The 14,941-nt window shown below is 62.2% G+C and carries 15 protein-coding genes and 1 tRNA gene; 8 read left to right on the top strand and 8 right to left on the bottom strand.

All coding sequences use genetic code 11. The features are described from left to right. Window positions 1–249: 249 nt before the first annotated feature. Window positions 250–1,230 (top strand): hypothetical protein, encoded by a 981-nt coding sequence (locus ACVOLL_RS03360; RefSeq protein WP_481511581.1) that lies wholly within the window; start codon window positions 250–252, stop codon window positions 1,228–1,230. Window positions 1,231–1,288: 58 nt separating this feature from the next. On the opposite strand, the gene mscL is transcribed toward ACVOLL_RS03360, so the two are convergent. The 3 genes from mscL to ACVOLL_RS03375 all read right to left on the bottom strand — a co-directional run bounded on the left by mscL (window position 1,289) and on the right by ACVOLL_RS03375 (window position 3,116). Beyond that, window positions 1,289–1,705, bottom strand: a complete 417-nt coding sequence (gene mscL / locus ACVOLL_RS03365) for a large-conductance mechanosensitive channel protein MscL (protein WP_481510923.1) — start codon at window positions 1,703–1,705, stop codon at window positions 1,289–1,291. Window positions 1,706–1,763: 58 nt separating this feature from the next. Then, entirely contained in the window at window positions 1,764–2,468 is a 705-nt protein-coding gene (locus tag ACVOLL_RS03370) for a fumarylacetoacetate hydrolase family protein (protein WP_481511582.1), read from the bottom strand. Between the two features lie 366 nt (window positions 2,469–2,834). Beyond that, the gene (locus ACVOLL_RS03375; protein ID WP_481511583.1) at window positions 2,835–3,116 is read right to left on the bottom strand and encodes a hypothetical protein; all 282 of its coding nucleotides are present in this window, start codon (window positions 3,114–3,116) and stop codon (window positions 2,835–2,837) included. 173 nt (window positions 3,117–3,289) lie between these two features. Here ACVOLL_RS03375 and ACVOLL_RS03380 point away from each other — a divergent pair, with 173 nt between their 5' ends. Beyond that, window positions 3,290–3,637 carry a Rieske (2Fe-2S) protein gene (locus ACVOLL_RS03380; RefSeq protein ID WP_481511584.1) on the top strand — a complete coding sequence of 116 codons (348 nt, stop codon included), beginning with the start codon at window positions 3,290–3,292 and terminating at the stop codon, window positions 3,635–3,637. 11 nt (window positions 3,638–3,648) lie between these two features. Here ACVOLL_RS03380 and ACVOLL_RS03385 read toward each other — a convergent pair whose 3' ends face one another. The 5 genes from ACVOLL_RS03385 to thiS all read right to left on the bottom strand — a co-directional run bounded on the left by ACVOLL_RS03385 (window position 3,649) and on the right by thiS (window position 8,480). Continuing rightward, the gene (locus ACVOLL_RS03385) at window positions 3,649–4,404 is read right to left on the bottom strand and encodes a hypothetical protein (RefSeq protein ID WP_481511585.1); all 756 of its coding nucleotides are present in this window, start codon (window positions 4,402–4,404) and stop codon (window positions 3,649–3,651) included. A 42-nt stretch (window positions 4,405–4,446) separates the two neighbouring features. Then, complete coding sequence (locus tag ACVOLL_RS03390; protein ID WP_481511586.1) at window positions 4,447–6,294, bottom strand: SLC13 family permease; 1,848 nt, start codon at window positions 6,292–6,294, stop codon at window positions 4,447–4,449. A gap of 124 nt (window positions 6,295–6,418) precedes the next feature. Beyond that, the gene (gene trmB / locus ACVOLL_RS03395) at window positions 6,419–7,171 is read right to left on the bottom strand and encodes a tRNA (guanosine(46)-N7)-methyltransferase TrmB (RefSeq protein WP_481511587.1); all 753 of its coding nucleotides are present in this window, start codon (window positions 7,169–7,171) and stop codon (window positions 6,419–6,421) included. Beyond that, window positions 7,171–7,965 (bottom strand): thiazole synthase, encoded by a 795-nt coding sequence (locus ACVOLL_RS03400; RefSeq protein ID WP_481511588.1) that lies wholly within the window; start codon window positions 7,963–7,965, stop codon window positions 7,171–7,173. The genes trmB and ACVOLL_RS03400 overlap by 1 nt, the downstream gene beginning before the upstream one ends. A 314-nt stretch (window positions 7,966–8,279) precedes the next feature. Beyond that, window positions 8,280–8,480: a sulfur carrier protein ThiS gene (gene thiS / locus ACVOLL_RS03405; protein ID WP_481511589.1), complete on the bottom strand. Its 201-nt coding sequence runs from the start codon at window positions 8,478–8,480 to the stop codon at window positions 8,280–8,282. A gap of 178 nt (window positions 8,481–8,658) precedes the next feature. Between thiS and ACVOLL_RS03410 the strand changes: the two genes are divergently transcribed. The 6 genes from ACVOLL_RS03410 (at window position 8,659) to ACVOLL_RS03435 (ending at window position 14,600) form a co-directional block, all read left to right on the top strand. Beyond that, the gene (locus tag ACVOLL_RS03410; RefSeq protein ID WP_481511659.1) at window positions 8,659–10,446 is read left to right on the top strand and encodes an autotransporter domain-containing protein; all 1,788 of its coding nucleotides are present in this window, start codon (window positions 8,659–8,661) and stop codon (window positions 10,444–10,446) included. Between the two features lie 244 nt (window positions 10,447–10,690). After that, a tRNA-Gly gene (locus ACVOLL_RS03415) sits at window positions 10,691–10,764 on the top strand. Between the two features lie 152 nt (window positions 10,765–10,916). Continuing rightward, window positions 10,917–11,792, top strand: a complete 876-nt coding sequence (gene rimK / locus ACVOLL_RS03420; protein WP_481509140.1) for a 30S ribosomal protein S6--L-glutamate ligase — start codon at window positions 10,917–10,919, stop codon at window positions 11,790–11,792. Between the two features lie 220 nt (window positions 11,793–12,012). Continuing rightward, window positions 12,013–12,471 carry a hypothetical protein gene (locus ACVOLL_RS03425; protein WP_481511590.1) on the top strand — a complete coding sequence of 153 codons (459 nt, stop codon included), beginning with the start codon at window positions 12,013–12,015 and terminating at the stop codon, window positions 12,469–12,471. Between the two features lie 118 nt (window positions 12,472–12,589). Next, window positions 12,590–13,267: a response regulator transcription factor gene (locus ACVOLL_RS03430; RefSeq protein WP_057629745.1), complete on the top strand. Its 678-nt coding sequence runs from the start codon at window positions 12,590–12,592 to the stop codon at window positions 13,265–13,267. Continuing rightward, window positions 13,260–14,600: a sensor histidine kinase gene (locus ACVOLL_RS03435; RefSeq protein ID WP_481511591.1), complete on the top strand. Its 1,341-nt coding sequence runs from the start codon at window positions 13,260–13,262 to the stop codon at window positions 14,598–14,600. Before ACVOLL_RS03430 ends, ACVOLL_RS03435 begins: the two co-directional genes overlap by 8 nt. The last annotated feature ends 341 nt before the right edge of the window (window positions 14,601–14,941 follow it).

The following is a 14,941-nucleotide window of genomic DNA, read 5'->3' on the forward strand; positions in this document are numbered from 1 at the left end:
AATTCCAAGGTGATTTGTCGAGTCAGGGTAACAGTGGTTTGGCGTAGGGGAATGTGCCGGTTGGGATGTGTGGAAGTCTTGGTATTGGCTAAGTGGTTCCCCTTCTGGCTGCATTTGTACGCATCCGCTAGACGATATGAGCGGCTAAAACGATGACGGGCAACCAAGGGGTTTTCTCGTATTGCGATGCAGCATCACAGGCGAGCCTGAGCACCCCCACCGGTTTGGTGGTTTGCTCAGGAACACTTGATGACATTGCGACACAGGACGGCAGGGACGTTGTTGATGCTGGCGCTGCCAGTAATCGGACTGGCACAGACGCGCTCCATGGACGACGTGCGTTTCACCGGGCCGTTGCTCACTCCGGGCCCGGCAGCGATGCCGCAGAGCGAGTTTTTTGTTCAGCCGTATTGGATCTACAGCCGCACCAGTGGCGTATACGACGACCACGGCAATCGCCACACGCTGGATGCGCACGACAGCAGCCAGTTGCTGAGCCTGTTGCTCAGTGGAGGTATCACCGATCGGCTGACCGGCGAGTGGGTGCTCAATGGCAGCCGCTCCGCGCAGGGCGCGCAGCACAGTGATGGCTACCGCATTGGCGATAGCGCGGCTCGGTTGCGCTACCAGTTGCGCGCTGGCGATGCATTGACCGGCGAGATGACCTTGGCGGCGATGCTGAGCCAATCGGTGGCGACGGGGCGGCATGACCGTCTGGGTGAAAACACGCTCAACGGGCAGGGCAGCGGCGTCTATCGCACCGGCTTGTCGTTGCTGGGACAGCAGGTGCTGTGGATGCCGAATGGACGGCCGCTGCGTTGGCGTTGGCAGACCAGCTGGAGCCCGTCGCCGGGCAGTGTTTCGGTGGTTGGGCGCAGTGTGTATGGCACCGAGCCGAGTTTCCGCGGCACGCTCAATGCCGGTGCGGCGGTCAGTGGCGCGCTGGGGCTGGAGTACAGCATCAACCGCAGTTGGGTGTTGGCCCTGGATCTGACTGCCAGCACGCAATCGGGCAACGTGCTTCAGGGCAGCGTGGCCGACGCATCGGGTCCGCGGAAGGCGCTGCATCAGAATGACTCACGCAGCCGCGCCTTCAGTATTGCGCCAGCAGTGGAATACATCATCAACGACCAGGTCGGTGTGTTGTTCGGTGTGCAGGCGTCGCTGCCGGGTGGGCGCAACAGCGCGTCCTACGCCAGCCCGCAGGTATCCATGACAATGACCTTCTGATTGCTGCAAACGGCAACGGCCGGGAACCCCGGCCGTTGTTGGCAAACAGGTTGATCGATCAGCGCTTGTTGAGACTGTCGCGGATTTCGCGCAGCAGCAGCACTTCTTCGGTCGGCTCCGGCGCAGCGGCCGGTGCCTCTTCCTTCTTGCGCGACAGGCGGTTGACCACCTTGACCAGCATGAAGATCGCGAAGGCAACGATGATGAACTGGATCAGCGTATTGATGAAGTCGCCATAGCCCAGCACCACGGCCGGGATTTCCTTGCCATCGGCGCCCATCTTGGCCGGTGCCAGGGTCCAGGCGAGGCTGGAGAAATCGACATTGCCGACCAGCATGCCGATCGGCGGCATGATCACCTTGTCCACCAACGAGGTGACGATTTTGCCGAACGCGCCGCCAATGACGACACCGACCGCGAGGTCGATGACGTTGCCGCGCATCGCAAATTCCTTGAATTCGCTGATCATTCCCATGTGTTTCTCCTAGGTATGCATGAAAGGGAGCTGGCGCAGACTACTCCAGTGGATGTCATCAGGCGATCAAACCGTCGCGATGTGCGATTTTGCCTAGGCGTGCGCTGAATCGGTCGCCGGGCTGCAGTGCGGCTACACCGGCCGGGGTGCCCATGAAGATCAGGTCGCCGGCACGCAGTGCATAGAGCTTGGACAGCTCGTGCAGGATGTCGGCGACATTCCAGATCATCTGGTCCAGCGTGGCCTTCTGGCGCAGTTCGCCGTTGATTTCCAACGAGAGCTCCAGCGGCGCCAGATCACCGACTTCGGATGCCAACACCAGGCTGCTGACCGGTGCGGAATGGTCGAAACCCTTGGCGATATCCCAGGGGCCGCCCTTGGCCTTCGCGGCTGCCTGCAGGTCGCGGCGGGTCAAGTCCAGGCCGACGCCGTAGGCCAGTACCAGGTCCATCGCCTGATCTACGGCCAGCACACCGGCTGGCGCATCCTTGCCCAGCGCCACGACCAGTTCAACTTCATGGTGCAGGTCGGAGGTGGCAGACGGATAGGGGATCGCCGCATCGCCGACCACGATGGCATCGGCGGGCTTCATGAAGAACATCGGCTGGCCGCGTTCGCTGGCCGAGGCTGGCGCGGCAGCGCCCATCTCGCGTGCATGGTCGGCAAAGTTGCGGCCCACACAGTAGATGCGGTGCACCGGAAACGTACCGCCACCGGCGACCGGGATGCGGGGCTGGGGCAGGGCGGGAATCAGGTCGGTCATGGTTGCGTCCAGGTGAATCGACGCAAAAGTCTAGCGGACAAAAGCGCTTTCTGTTGCGCAGAAACGCTGTGTTGAAGTGCCTGTTTGTGGGGGCGGCATAAGCCGCGAAGCAGATGGTCGATCAGATTGCGGGTATGCCGGGAGTTTCAAGTGTGCTGGCTTCGCGGCTTATGCCGCTCCCACAACTTGACCGGCGCCGGGAGAGCTTCTTTGTAGGAGCGGCGTGAGCCGCGAAGCAGATGGTCGATCAGATCGCCGCCATGCCGGCAGTTTCAAATATGCCGGTTTCGCGGCTCACGCCGCTCCTACAGTTTGAAGGCACCGGTAAGGCCCTTGCCGAGCATCGCTCGGCACTACACAAAAGCTTTAGCGCGGCTGCGGCAGGGCGGCCTTGCGCACTACGCGGTATTCGGCGTCGACCACGGTTGGATCGGCCTTGCGCACGGCGCGGGCCTTGCGCGATGCAAACAGCTTCCAGGCAATGCCACCCAGGATCATGGCTGCGCCAATGAACACGCCGCCGACCACCAGCACCGCAAGAATTGCAATGCCGAGCAGGCCCAAGGCAATGCGCACCAACGGGTTGCGCGGTTTGCGCGGCTCGAACAGGTTGCGCAGCTTGGCGAATTGGACGTAGCGGATGTTCATGAAAGCTCTATGACGTTGAGTCTGCTGTGGAGTATCAGGGGCGATTGGGCCAATTGCGTGAAGTTGTCGTTAATTGGTGTCTGAATAGGGGGTGCGACAGTGCCGCGAGTCAGCTTCGTTCTAGCCTTGGTCGCCCATGCGACAATGAGGGTCTGACTTGTATCGGTGTTCCAATGTCCAGCGCCATCGCTTCCAGAATCGAACTTTGCCCGCTGGCGGCCGTGCCTGATCAAGGCTTTCATGCAGTGGTGGCGGTGGTTGATGGCGATGCCGAGACCTTGGTGTTGTACCGCGATGGCGATGCGGTGCGGGCGTGGTTGAACATCTGCCCGCACGCCGGGCGCGCGCTGGATTGGGCACCGGGCCAGTTCCTCAAGAGCCGTGAAGGGCACTTGGTCTGCGCTGTGCATGGTGCTTCATTCGAGCTGGAAGGCGGCATCTGCGTCGCGGGTCCGTGCAAAGGCGACTCGTTGCGCGCGGTGCCGGTATCTGTCGGCGATGGCAAGGTGTTGCTGGGCTGAGCGCTGCAGGCTCAGCTCCCGTTCTTGTCCAGCACCGGATAGACGCGGCTGATCTGGCAGTCGTAGCGGCCGCTGAAGTTTGCACGATCGCCGGGCCGGATCAGCTCGCGCTCCGGGCGGGCCAACGCCATCCTGTCGCCAGGGTGGCCGCAGACCATCCCGATGCCCATTCCGGAGACCAGGGTCATCGTCTGCGCGTTGGCCAGTGCCGGGCAGCTGCTGGCGACCTCAATGCGATAGAAGCGATTGCCAGCGGCGCGGTTGGGTGAAACTTCGACGGTGATCCCCTGCGGGCCCTCGCTCCAACGGCGGACGGCGTCAATGCCAACGCAATAATCGGCTGTGCCACGAAAGCCGCGCGAGCGGGGCGCGCTTGCGGCCTTGACCTGCAGGGGGGCCATGGTGGCCACCTGGCTGTCGCGCTGGCGTAGCAGGTCGGCGTAGCTGCGGGTATCCAGCGGCTCGATGGTGCTGATCGGGCATTGTGCGTCGCCGATGACCAGACTTTCGCCCGGTTCTGCACATAGCCAGCCTTCCTTGCTACCGCGCACCGACAGCCGGCTTTCCGGCGCAGGGCAGTCCTGTACGAGTTGTACCTTGAAACGCTGCCCATCCTTCAACCGCACTGCGAGCGTGTTGGAGCTGATGTCTTCAGCACCGCTGATCTGGCGTGCATCGATGCAATGTGCCTGCGGAGGTATGCGCTGCTCGGCAGTGGCGCTGAACATAGCCAGAAAACCCAGTGTTCCCAATGCCATCCGTTTCATTGCGATCTCCTTTTCCGGGTCAAACAGGGCAGTGATCGTATCTCAGAACATGATGTTGATCATGATCACCACGATCACGGTGTACAGCAGTGACAGAGGTCCACCGACCCGCCACATTTCTCGCGGGGTGTATTTTGCCGGGCCCATTGCCATCGAGATCACCGGGTTGGACGCGGTCATCAGGTTGTTGGACGCCGACAAGGCCACGATCAACGCGAACGCGGTGGGATTGCCGCCCGCAGCCAGCGCCAGGTTGACTGCAATCGGCACCATTACGATGGTCGCGCCAACATGGCTGATCACCAGCGAGAATGCGGTGGTCAACAACGCCAAGGCGATCTCCAGCGCCCACACGGGAATGCCTGCGGGCAGCTTGTCGATGGTGTGACCGGCGATCCAGGCCGCCGCGCCACTGCTGTCCATCGCCCAGCCCAGCGGGATCAGGCCGGCCATCATGAAGATGGTTTTCCAGTTGATCGCCGCATAGGCCTCGTCCATGCGCAACACGCCGGTCAGCAGCATGCCGGCCACGCCGGTGAGCAGGGTCAAGGCCACCGGCAGGTGCGAGGTGAGCGCGATGATGATGGTCAGCGCGAAGATCGCCATGGCGATCTTGAATTTGTGCGGGCGCTGCTCGCCCTTGGGGTAGTCGGTGACCACCACGAAGTCGCGGCTCTCAGCTGCGGTGGCCAGGTCCTGCCAGATGCTGTGGAAGACCAGCATGTCGCCGGCACGCAGCGGGGTATTGCGCACGTCCTCTCGGATTACCTGCTTGTCGCGGTTGATCGCCAGCAGGCTGATGCCGCGTTCCTTGCGCAGGCGCAGCTCGCCAGCGGTCTTGCCGATGATCTTCGAGGTGGGCGGAATGACTGCCTCGGAGATGCCAGCGCGGGCCGGGTTGAACAGGTCGCCCAGTTGCTTCAGCCTTGAGGACAGACGCAGGAACTGGTTCTGTGCGAAATCGGATACCTGCTGGCGCGGGCCCATTACGCCCAGCGCACTACCCACCCAGATGCGCATGTCGGCCGGTGGCGACAGGCGCGTGTCATCGCCGGTTTTCAGCGCAAGGAACAAGGGGGCATCGAACAGGTTCTCGGCCTCGCCCACGGTCATCCCGACCAGCGGGCTTTCGGCGGTGACCAGCAGTTCGAAGACATCGCCTTCAATGCCGTAGGCCTTGGCGAAATAGCTCTCGGTGCGCGCAGGGGCCTGGCCGTCTTCGCTTTCGGTTTCTTCTTCCTGCAGTTTGCGGCTGCCATAGAAGCGGAAGTAGAGCAGCGAGGCGATCAGCAGGGCGACACCAATCGGCAGCGGCGCGAACATGCGCAGCGGTTCGATGGTGGCGGTGCCTGAGGGCAGGTTGTTGTTGGCCGACATCAACAAGTCGTTGAGCAGGATCAGCGGCGAGTTGCCGACCATGGTCAGCGCCCCGCCCATCACGATGGCTGCGGAAATCGGCAGCAGCTGGCGCTTCAACGTGAGTGCGGTACGCGAAGCCAGACGCGAGGCCACTGGCAGGTACAGGGCCATCACCGACGGGTTCTGCATGAACGAGGAGTTCAAGCCGGCGGTTGCACTGGTCAGCAGCAACAGTCGTTGTTCCAGCCCATGCGAACGCCGCAGCAACCAACCAGCGAGCCGGTTCAGCGCGCCGGTACGGTCCAGGCCGGCGCCGAGAATGGTGGTGGCGATGATGCTCATCACCGCGTTACCGGAGAAGCCGCCGAAGATTTCTTCCGGGGCAATCAGGCCGGTGACGCCCAGCACCACCATCACCACCAGCGCCACCACGTCGGCGCGGATGCGCTCGAACAGGAACATCGCCATCGTGAAGCCCACCAGCCCGAGTACGAGCTTCATATCGGTGGTGAGCGTCAGCGCGGTATCCATCAGGGCATTGACTTCAAGGAGAAGAGTTGGAACGAAATGACAGTGCACTCTGCCATCAACGCTGCGCTGGCAGCGTTGATGGTTGTCTCATGGAGGCGTGCAGCTGTCATTGCGCCCTCATCGCTCAGCCGGCGTCCGTCGTGCCGGGCTTGTCATACAACAGATCCCAGACACCATGGCCGAGTTTCTGCCCGCGGGTCTCGAAGTGGGTCTGCGGACGCCAGTCCGGACGCGGTACCGCGCCACGCGGGCCGGCACGGTTGACCAGACCAGGTGTGGCGTCGAGCACGTCCCACATCTGCTCGGCATAGTCTTCCCAGTCGGTGGCGCAATGCAGACGGCCGCCAACGCGCAGCTTGCGCACCAGCAACTCGGCGAAGCCCGGCTGCACCAGACGGCGCTTGTTGTGGCGCTTCTTGTGCCAGGGATCGGGGAAGTAGATGCGGATCTCGTCCAGCGCGCCGTCGGCGATTTCCTTCTCCAGCACTTCCACGGCGTCATGGTGGTAGAGCTTGACGTTGTCGGCATTGTCATCGGCCAGCGCATTAAGCAGGCGGCCTACGCCCGGTGCGTGCACCTCGATGCCGATGTAATCCTTGGAGGTGTCGAACTGGGCGGCGTAGCGCAGCGCGGCGCCGTTGCCGAAGCCAATCTCCATCACCTTGGGCGCATTGCGGCCAAAGGTGGCGTCCAGGTCGCGCGGCTCGCCATTGAAGTCGATGCCGAAGCGCGGCCAGCGGTCGTCGAAGGCGCGCTGCTGGGCCGGGGTGAAGCGGCCCTGGCGCAGCACGAAACTGCGGATTTCGCGGCGGCCTTCGGTCACGGTGAAGGGCTTGGGCGGTGCCTTGGAGCCCGCGCTGTCAAAAGGATTGGTCATCAGCCGATCAGCCCATCAACGGGGGAGGAGGCGCTGGCATAGCGCTTGCGCGGGATGCGGCCAGCGAGGAAGGCCTCGCGGCCGGCTTCCACGGCCTTGCGCATGGCACTGGCCATCAACACCGGGTTGCGGGCGCCGGCAATGGCGGTGTTCATCAACACGCCGTCGCAGCCCAGTTCCATCGCGATGGCTGCGTCCGAAGCGGTGCCGACGCCGGCATCGACGATGATCGGCACCTTGGCGTTCTCGATGATCTCGATCAGGTTGTACTTGTTCTGGATGCCAAGCCCCGAACCAATTGGCGCGGCCAGCGGCATCACCGCGGCGCAGCCGATATCCTCCAGGCGCTTGGCCAGGATCGGGTCATCGGAGGTGTAGACCATGACGTCGAAGCCGTCCTTGACCAGCTGTTCGGCGGCCTTGAGGGTAGCCATCACATCCGGGTACAGGGTTTTCTGGTCGCCCAGCACTTCGAGCTTGGTCAGGTTGTGGCCGTCCAGCAGCTCACGGGCCAGGCGGCAGGTGCGCACCGCGTCTTCGGCGGTATAGCAGCCGGCGGTATTGGGCAGGATCGCGTAGCGGTCCGGCGGCAGCACGTCGAGCAGGTTGGGCTCGCCCGGGTTCTGGCCGATGTTGGTGCGGCGGATGGCCACTGTGACGATCTGGGCGCCAGCGGCTTCGGTAGCCAGGCGGGTTTCTTCCAGATCCTTGAACTTGCCGGTGCCGGTCAGCAGTCGGGATGAATAGGTTTTGCCGGCGATGACCAGCGAATCGTTGGGGACATTTGCATTCATGCCCGAATTATCACCCATCCCGCCGACCTGTAGTGCCGAGCCATGCTCGGCAAGGGCTTTCCATAATGTAGTGCCGGGCCATGCTCGGCAAAGGGCGTCACCGGTAATGCCCCAGCGCAGCATGGTTGCGCTCTACAGGTGGAGCCGGCAGCTGGCTGCTGTTGCTCCCTCCCTTTGCCGCAGGCAAGGGGGGGGGCTGGGGAGGGGTTGGCTTTTGTGCCCTTTGTGGATTGTCAGCTTCGCGGCTTACGCCGCTCCTACGTGCATCGCTGGGGAAGCCCCTGCCGAGCATGGCTCGGCACTACCGGTGCTCGTCAGCCACCGCCCAGTGCGTGCACGATTTCCACCACGTCGCCGTCCTGCAACTGGTGGCTCGCATGTTGGCTGCGCGGGATGATGTCGCCGTTGACCTCGACCGCCACGCGGCGTTCGGCCAGCCCTTCGGCGGCCAGCAGGTCTATCAGGGTTACGGTGGGCTGCAGCTGGCGGGGTTCGCCATTCAGATGGATGTTCATGCCGCCATTCTCGCCAGCGCGGCCACAAAAGCCCAGCCGCCAGACAGTTTGCGGCGGCGCAGCGTGTGTGTCTTGCGCAGTAATGAAAACATAACAACGTGCGGCGGCGTATGTCTGTCCGCTTTCCCCCACCCAGGAGTTCAACATGTCTCTTTCCCTTCGCCCGCTGCGTGCTGCCGTGGCTGTCGCCATTGCCTTGGCCGCAGTGCCGGCCATGGCGCAGTCGCCGTACTCCAAGACGGTGTTCTTCGGTGACAGCCTGACCGATACCGGTTATTTCCGTCCTGTGCTGGTGAAGCTGGATCCGAATGCCTCGTTGGTGGGTCGCTTTACCACCAACCCGGGCTGGGTGTGGGCGGACTATATCGCTGACCAGTACGGTACCAATGCCAGCCCCAACGGCAACGGCCAGACCGGCGACAACTACGCTGTTGGCGGTGCACGCGTGGGTGTGGACACGGTGGGTGCATTGGGTGCAACACCGTCGATGAAAACCCAGCTGACCAAGTATCTGGCAGCCAACGGCGGCAAGGCTGATGCCAACGCGCTGTACACGGTGTGGGGCGGTGCGAACGATCTGTTTGCGGTGCAGGCGGCGCCAGCGCAGGCGCAGGCCATCATCGGCGCGGCGGTGACTGACCAGATCGGCATTGTCGGCACGCTGAAGGGCGCCGGTGCCCAATACGTAATGGTCCCGACCCTGCCGGATATCGGTTTGACCCCGGCCTCACGCGCTGGTGGTGCGGTTGGCATGGCGCAGGGTACCGCGCTGGCCAAGACCTACAACAACGCCTTGTTTGGTGGCCTGAAACAGGCCGGCCTGCAGGTGATTCCGGTGGACACCTTCACCATCCTGCAGGAAATCGTCGCCAACCCGGGTGCCTACGGTTTCACCAACGTCAGCAATATGGCCTGCACCTCGGCCTCGTCGTTGACCTGCTCGCCGCTGACCTTGGTTGCGCCGAATGCCAACAACACTTACGTGTTTGCTGATGGTGTGCATCCGACCACGGCGGCCCATCAGATCCTCGGCCAGTACGCCATCTCGGTGCTGGAAGCACCGCGGCTGCAGCAGATCCTGAGCCATTCGGCGCAGACCACTGGTCGTGCACGTGCCGATCAGGTTGGCGCACATCTGGGTTCGCGTCCGGCCGATGGCCTGAGCTGGTGGGGCAACGTGCGTGGTGACATGCAGCGCTACGACCATGCCGATCTATATGACGGCATGGCGCCTGCGGGCCTGTTCGGCGTCGATTGGGCGCGTGATGGCATGGTGCTGGGCGGCTTCGCTGGTTATGGCCGCATGAGCGCCGATTTCGGCAACAGCAAGGGTGACTTCACCCAGGACGACACCACCTTGGGCCTGTTCGCAGGCTGGTACGGCGAGCGCGCCTGGGTCAATGGCCAGGTGAGCTACAGCTGGCTGGGCTACGACGTTACCCGCAAGGTGCAGCTCGGCCCGGCTACCCGTGAGCACAAGGGCTCGCCGGATGGCAGCAACCTGACCGCAGCGATCAACGCAGGCTACGAGTTCGGCCAGGCGGGTGGCTTCCGTCACGGTCCGGTGGCGGCTGTGGTCTGGCAGAAGGTAAAACTGGACGGTTACGTTGAAAGCAATACCAGCGCCACCGCGTTTGGCTATGGCGACCAGGACCTGGATTCGACTGTCGGCCGCATAGGCTGGCAGGCCCGCTTCGATGGCGGCAACGTGAAGCCGTATGTGCAGGTCACCTACGACCATGAGTTCGAAGACGGCAAGCAGGCCGGCGCCTGGTTGCAGACCATGGCTGACGTCGGCATGTACAAGGTGCCGGGATTGGAGTTCGATCGCAATTACGCCACCGCAGTGCTCGGTGCACGTTTGAACCTGTTCGGTCTGGAAAGCAATATCGGCCTGAGCACCACCACGATGCAGAAGTCCGCGCGTGATGCGACGGTGTTCGCCAGCTTTGGCGGCAGCTTCTAAGTTCCTGTAGTAGGAACGGATTACCACGTTGTGTGTGGGAGGCGGTGCCGCATTTGCGGCATCGCCTCTTTTGTTTGCACGGCGGGATGCATCAAGTGTTTGCATAACAGTTACTTACACGGTCGTCCAACGGCCGGGTCTGGCTGCAAAAACTGTGCTCAGCTGCCGTTTCCCGCTGCGCGGAGTACTCGGCGCCGGCCGTTGCTTTGTCCCAGCGTCACGCATAGACTTCACCCTCGCCAAAGCGGGCGTAGCTCAATGGTAGAGCCGTAGCTTCCCAAGCTACTGACGAGGGTTCGATTCCCTTCGCCCGCTCCAGGTCCAGATCCAGGCAGATGATGGGTTTGATCGGGGTACGGCAGCAGGCCGGCTCACACGGCCATAACGGCCGGCACGAACTCCATGATTCAGATCATCCGGATACGGTAGTGCCGCGATATGCTGCGCGCCTACCGACCACTCCCGCCGCGATGAAACTGGCCATTCTTTCCCGTAACACCAAGCTCTACTCGACCCGTCGACTGGTCGAGGCTGCGCGCACACGTGGCCATACCGTGCGCATTCTTGACCCGCTGCGCTGCTATATGCGCATTACCTCCAGTGGCTTCGGCATGCACTACAAGGGCAAGGCGCTGACCGGGATAGACGCGGTGATCCCGCGTATCGGTGCCTCGATCACCCGCTACGGCACGGCGGTGCTACGCCAGTTCGAAATGATGGGAGCACGTACCCCAAATCCGTCCGATGCGATCCTGCGCGCGCGCGACAAGCTGCGTGCACACCAGCTGCTGGCGGCCAAGGGCATCGACATGCCGGTTACCGTGTTCGGCGACAATCCCGACGATACCGACGACCTGCTGTCGATGCTGGGGCCCCCGCCGCATGTGGTGAAGCTGAGCGAGGGCACGCAGGGCAGGGGAGTGATCCTCACCGAGAAGCTCAGTGCCTCCAAGGGCACCGTCGAGGCCCTGCGTGGGTTGTACGCCAACTTCCTGGTGCAGGAGTTCATCGCCGAGGCCCAGGGCGCGGATCTGCGCTGTCTGGTGGTGGGCGATCAGGTGGTGGCGACCATGCGCAGGCAGGCGCAGGAAGGGGACTTCCGCTCCAATCTTCACGCCGGCGGCGTTGCCGAACGGGTGGTGTGCAGCAAGGCCGAGCAGCAGGTGGCGATCCGCTCGGCCAAGGCGCTGGGGCTTGGCATCGCCGGTGTCGACCTGATCCGCTCCAAGCGTGGGCCTTTGGTGCTGGAGGTCAATTCCACCCCGGGGCTGGAGGGGATCGAGGGGGTCTCAGGGGACGATATCGCCGGGCGCATGATCGAATACGTGACCAGCCTCAAGCGCTGAAGCCGGGATGCGATTTCTTTGCATGGTTTTAACAAGCCTTTAATCCGGCTGGCCCTAGCCTGTTTCCACTGTACCCAGCCCTCCTCAGTGGGTCCGGTGATCGGGAATTTTTAAGGCCCTGGCGGTTTTCGTCAGGGCCTTGTTTTTGTCTGGGTTTCCCCTGTTGTTGTGATCCCCGCACAGCGCTAGAGTGAGCCAATTCCTAAGGAGAGGGTTTGCTATGGTGCGTAGTCTGCTGTTGCTTGTGCTCTTGGCCCCCTTCGCTGCTACGGCAAAGCCGGCTGACCGGCCTCTGCAAGCATCCATTCCGTTCCAGGTACAGCAGCAGAAGGTGCGGGCAGACCTGCAAGGTGATGTGTACAGCGAAATATCGTTGGCTGATCGCGGTCGTGTGATGGAAGCGTTGGAGCGTATGTCGCAGGTGATAGGTGATGGCGCGGCTGATGCGTTGCCGCCGGAGAAGAGAGTTGCAGTGTTCAACGATCAGGAGTTGGTCAACGGGATATTGACCAAGGCTCGCGAAGAGAGCCGTTTGGTCTGTAGGCGGGAAAAGATGGTCGGCTCAAACATGTCAACTACGCAATGTCTTACCGTTGCAGAACGTAATCGCATGCGACGGGAGTCGGAGCAAAATCTTCGCCGAGCGCAAGATGGAAAGCTCATCAAACGCAATGAATGATGCATGGCGCCTCTTGCTAACTCTGCCGATAGGGCGGTATTAACAAGGCCTGTGGTGTAATTATTTGCGAACGGGCCAGGCCCGCTTGCTATTTTCAAATACGAAGGTAACCGCACACGTGCGCATTCTTGTAATCGAAGACAACAGCGACATCGCCGCCAACCTTGGTGACTATCTTGAAGATCGTGGGCATACGGTCGACTTCGCTGCCGATGGCGTGACCGGCCTGCACCTGGCGGTCGTGCATGAGTTCGACGCGATCGTGCTGGATCTCAACCTGCCGGGCATGGATGGCATCGAGGTCTGCCGTAAGCTGCGCAACGATGCGCGCAAGCAGACGCCGGTGTTGATGCTTACCGCACGCGATTCGCTGGACAACAAGCTGGCCGGCTTCGATTCCGGTGCAGATGACTACCTGATCAAGCCGTTCGCGTTGCAGGAAGTGGAAGTGCGGCTCAACGCGTTGTCGCGGCGCGGCAAGGGCGCGCACACCCGCGTGCTGGAAGTGGGGGATCTGGAGTACAACCTGGACACGCTGGAAGTGCGTCGCCAGGGCAAGCTGCTGCAGCTCAACCCGACTGCGTTGAAGATCCTGCAGGCCTTGATGGAGGCGTCACCGGCGGTGGTTACCCGGCAGGAGCTGGAAACCCGCGTCTGGGGTGAAGAACTGCCGGATTCGGATTCGTTGCGCGTGCATATCCATGGCCTGCGCGCCGTGGTGGACAAGCCCTTTGAAGTGCCGATGATCCAGACCCGTCACGGCATTGGTTACCGTATCTCCGCACCCGATGCCTGAATCTGCATTGCCTGAGCGGGTTAGCAAGCGGGGGCGTTACCGTCGCCGCCTGCGCAGCCGTATCATCGTCTCGTTTGTGCTGCTGGGCTTTTGCCTGACGGCACTGTTTGCGTTTGCCACGAACTGGGCGCGGATGCGCGTGGAGAATCAGCTCGTCGAAGATGTGATGAATCGCAACATCGACGAGTACGCGCGACGTTATTACGTTGATCCGACCCGCAATCCTGAATTCCCTGTGCTGCAGATCCGAGGATACTTTTATCCCAAGGATAAGTTCGAGCGGGTGCGCGAGGAGCGTCCGGAATGGGCGGCGCTCCCAAACGGCAACCACAACGTCAGTGGCATTGACGATACGGGGGTGCCGTTTGCCTACAGATTGGCAGTTCGTAAGGCGGATGATGCGTGGTTCTTCCTTGCTTACGACATGACCGAAAGTATCCGAGGCGAGCAGCAGCTCAAGCGTGCGCTGTTCTTCTCGGTCATTGTATTCAGTCTGCTTTCCTGGGTGTTGGGTTGGTGGTCTGCCTCACGGGTGATGCGACCTGTGTCCGACCTGGCGGCCCGCCTGCGCGCCTATCGCGGTGGTAACACCCATCCCGAACCGCTCGCGCCGCGCTTTCCCGATGATGAGGTAGGCCAGCTGGCCGAGGCGCTTGATGATTATTCGGCACGTCTGACCGAAGTTGTTCAGCGCGACCGTGAGTTCAATGCCGACGTGAGTCATGAGCTGCGTACGCCGCTGGCAGTGATTCGCGGGGCTACCGAGCTGCTGTTGGCGCGCCCCAATCTTGATGAAAAAGTGCTGCAACGTCTGCAGCGCATCCAGCGCGCGGAGCAGCAATGCAGTGATTTGATCGGCTCGCTGCTGCTGTTGTCGCGCAATGAACGCGCACAAGGCAGCAGCAACGTAGCCCGGGTCGCCGAGCAGTTGCTGGAATCGCACCGTGCCCAGCTCGGTGGCAAGCCGCTGGAGCTGGCGCTGGAAGGCTCGCGCGAGCTGGTGATCGACGCGCCGGAGTCGGCACTATCAGTGGCGCTGGGTAATCTGATTGGCAACGCAGTCAAGTATTCGCAGGAAGGCAGGGTGCTGGTGCGGGTCGGCAGCAACGCGGTGGAAGTGATCGACAACGGACCTGGCTTGAGCGAGAAAGATGCTGCCAGCTTGTTCCAGCGCGGCTATCGCGGCACCCATGCAGGGCATTCGCAGGGCGGCGGGATTGGCTTGTCGATCGTCAGCCGACTTTGTGCGCTATACGGCTGGCAGGTGGATATCCGCCCGGGCCAGGAGCGTGGTGTGATTGCGACGCTGACGTTTTCGCCTGAACAAACCTGATCAGGGGGATTGCAGAGATGTCGGCCCCTCTTCAGCTGGTGGAGGGGCGAACCGCTGGTTCGCTGCTGCTCGAATGAAAGGGCTGGGGCGCGGGGCGCAATGCTGTTCACTTCAGCATTGGAGTCACCCGGAAACCGATGTCAGGCCACTGGCGTTGAGTTTTTGTGGTAGCGGCGTAAGCCACGAAGCAAGGACATCATCAGAGGAAGATGTTTGGACTGCGCTAGCTTCGCAGCTTACGCCGCTCCCACATGCAGGCAGCGGGCCGCTGCATTGACCGCTCTGGATGTCGATAACGCGGCGTTGCTGAAGTGAACAGTATCAGTGACGCGGGGCGAGCG

It is taken from the genome of Stenotrophomonas sp. STEN035, from assembly GCF_056759935.1.

Bases quoted from the DNA above. Each gene is read 5' to 3' on its own strand.
- ACVOLL_RS03360 (WP_481511581.1), top strand. From the start codon at position 250: ATGACATTGCGACACAGGACGGCAGGGACGTTGTTGATGCTGGCGCTG.
- mscL (WP_481510923.1), bottom strand. From the start codon at position 1,705: ATGGGAATGATCAGCGAATTCAAGGAATTTGCGATGCGCGGCAACGTC.
- ACVOLL_RS03370 (WP_481511582.1), bottom strand. From the start codon at position 2,468: ATGACCGACCTGATTCCCGCCCTGCCCCAGCCCCGCATCCCGGTCGCC.
- ACVOLL_RS03375 (WP_481511583.1), bottom strand. From the start codon at position 3,116: ATGAACATCCGCTACGTCCAATTCGCCAAGCTGCGCAACCTGTTCGAG.
- ACVOLL_RS03380 (WP_481511584.1), top strand. From the start codon at position 3,290: ATGTCCAGCGCCATCGCTTCCAGAATCGAACTTTGCCCGCTGGCGGCC.
- ACVOLL_RS03385 (WP_481511585.1), bottom strand. From the start codon at position 4,404: ATGAAACGGATGGCATTGGGAACACTGGGTTTTCTGGCTATGTTCAGC.
- ACVOLL_RS03390 (WP_481511586.1), bottom strand. From the start codon at position 6,294: ATGGATACCGCGCTGACGCTCACCACCGATATGAAGCTCGTACTCGGG.
- trmB (WP_481511587.1), bottom strand. From the start codon at position 7,171: ATGACCAATCCTTTTGACAGCGCGGGCTCCAAGGCACCGCCCAAGCCC.
- ACVOLL_RS03400 (WP_481511588.1), bottom strand. From the start codon at position 7,965: ATGAATGCAAATGTCCCCAACGATTCGCTGGTCATCGCCGGCAAAACC.
- thiS (WP_481511589.1), bottom strand. From the start codon at position 8,480: ATGAACATCCATCTGAATGGCGAACCCCGCCAGCTGCAGCCCACCGTA.
- rimK (WP_481509140.1), top strand. From the start codon at position 10,917: ATGAAACTGGCCATTCTTTCCCGTAACACCAAGCTCTACTCGACCCGT.
- ACVOLL_RS03425 (WP_481511590.1), top strand. From the start codon at position 12,013: ATGGTGCGTAGTCTGCTGTTGCTTGTGCTCTTGGCCCCCTTCGCTGCT.
- ACVOLL_RS03435 (WP_481511591.1), top strand. From the start codon at position 13,260: ATGCCTGAATCTGCATTGCCTGAGCGGGTTAGCAAGCGGGGGCGTTAC.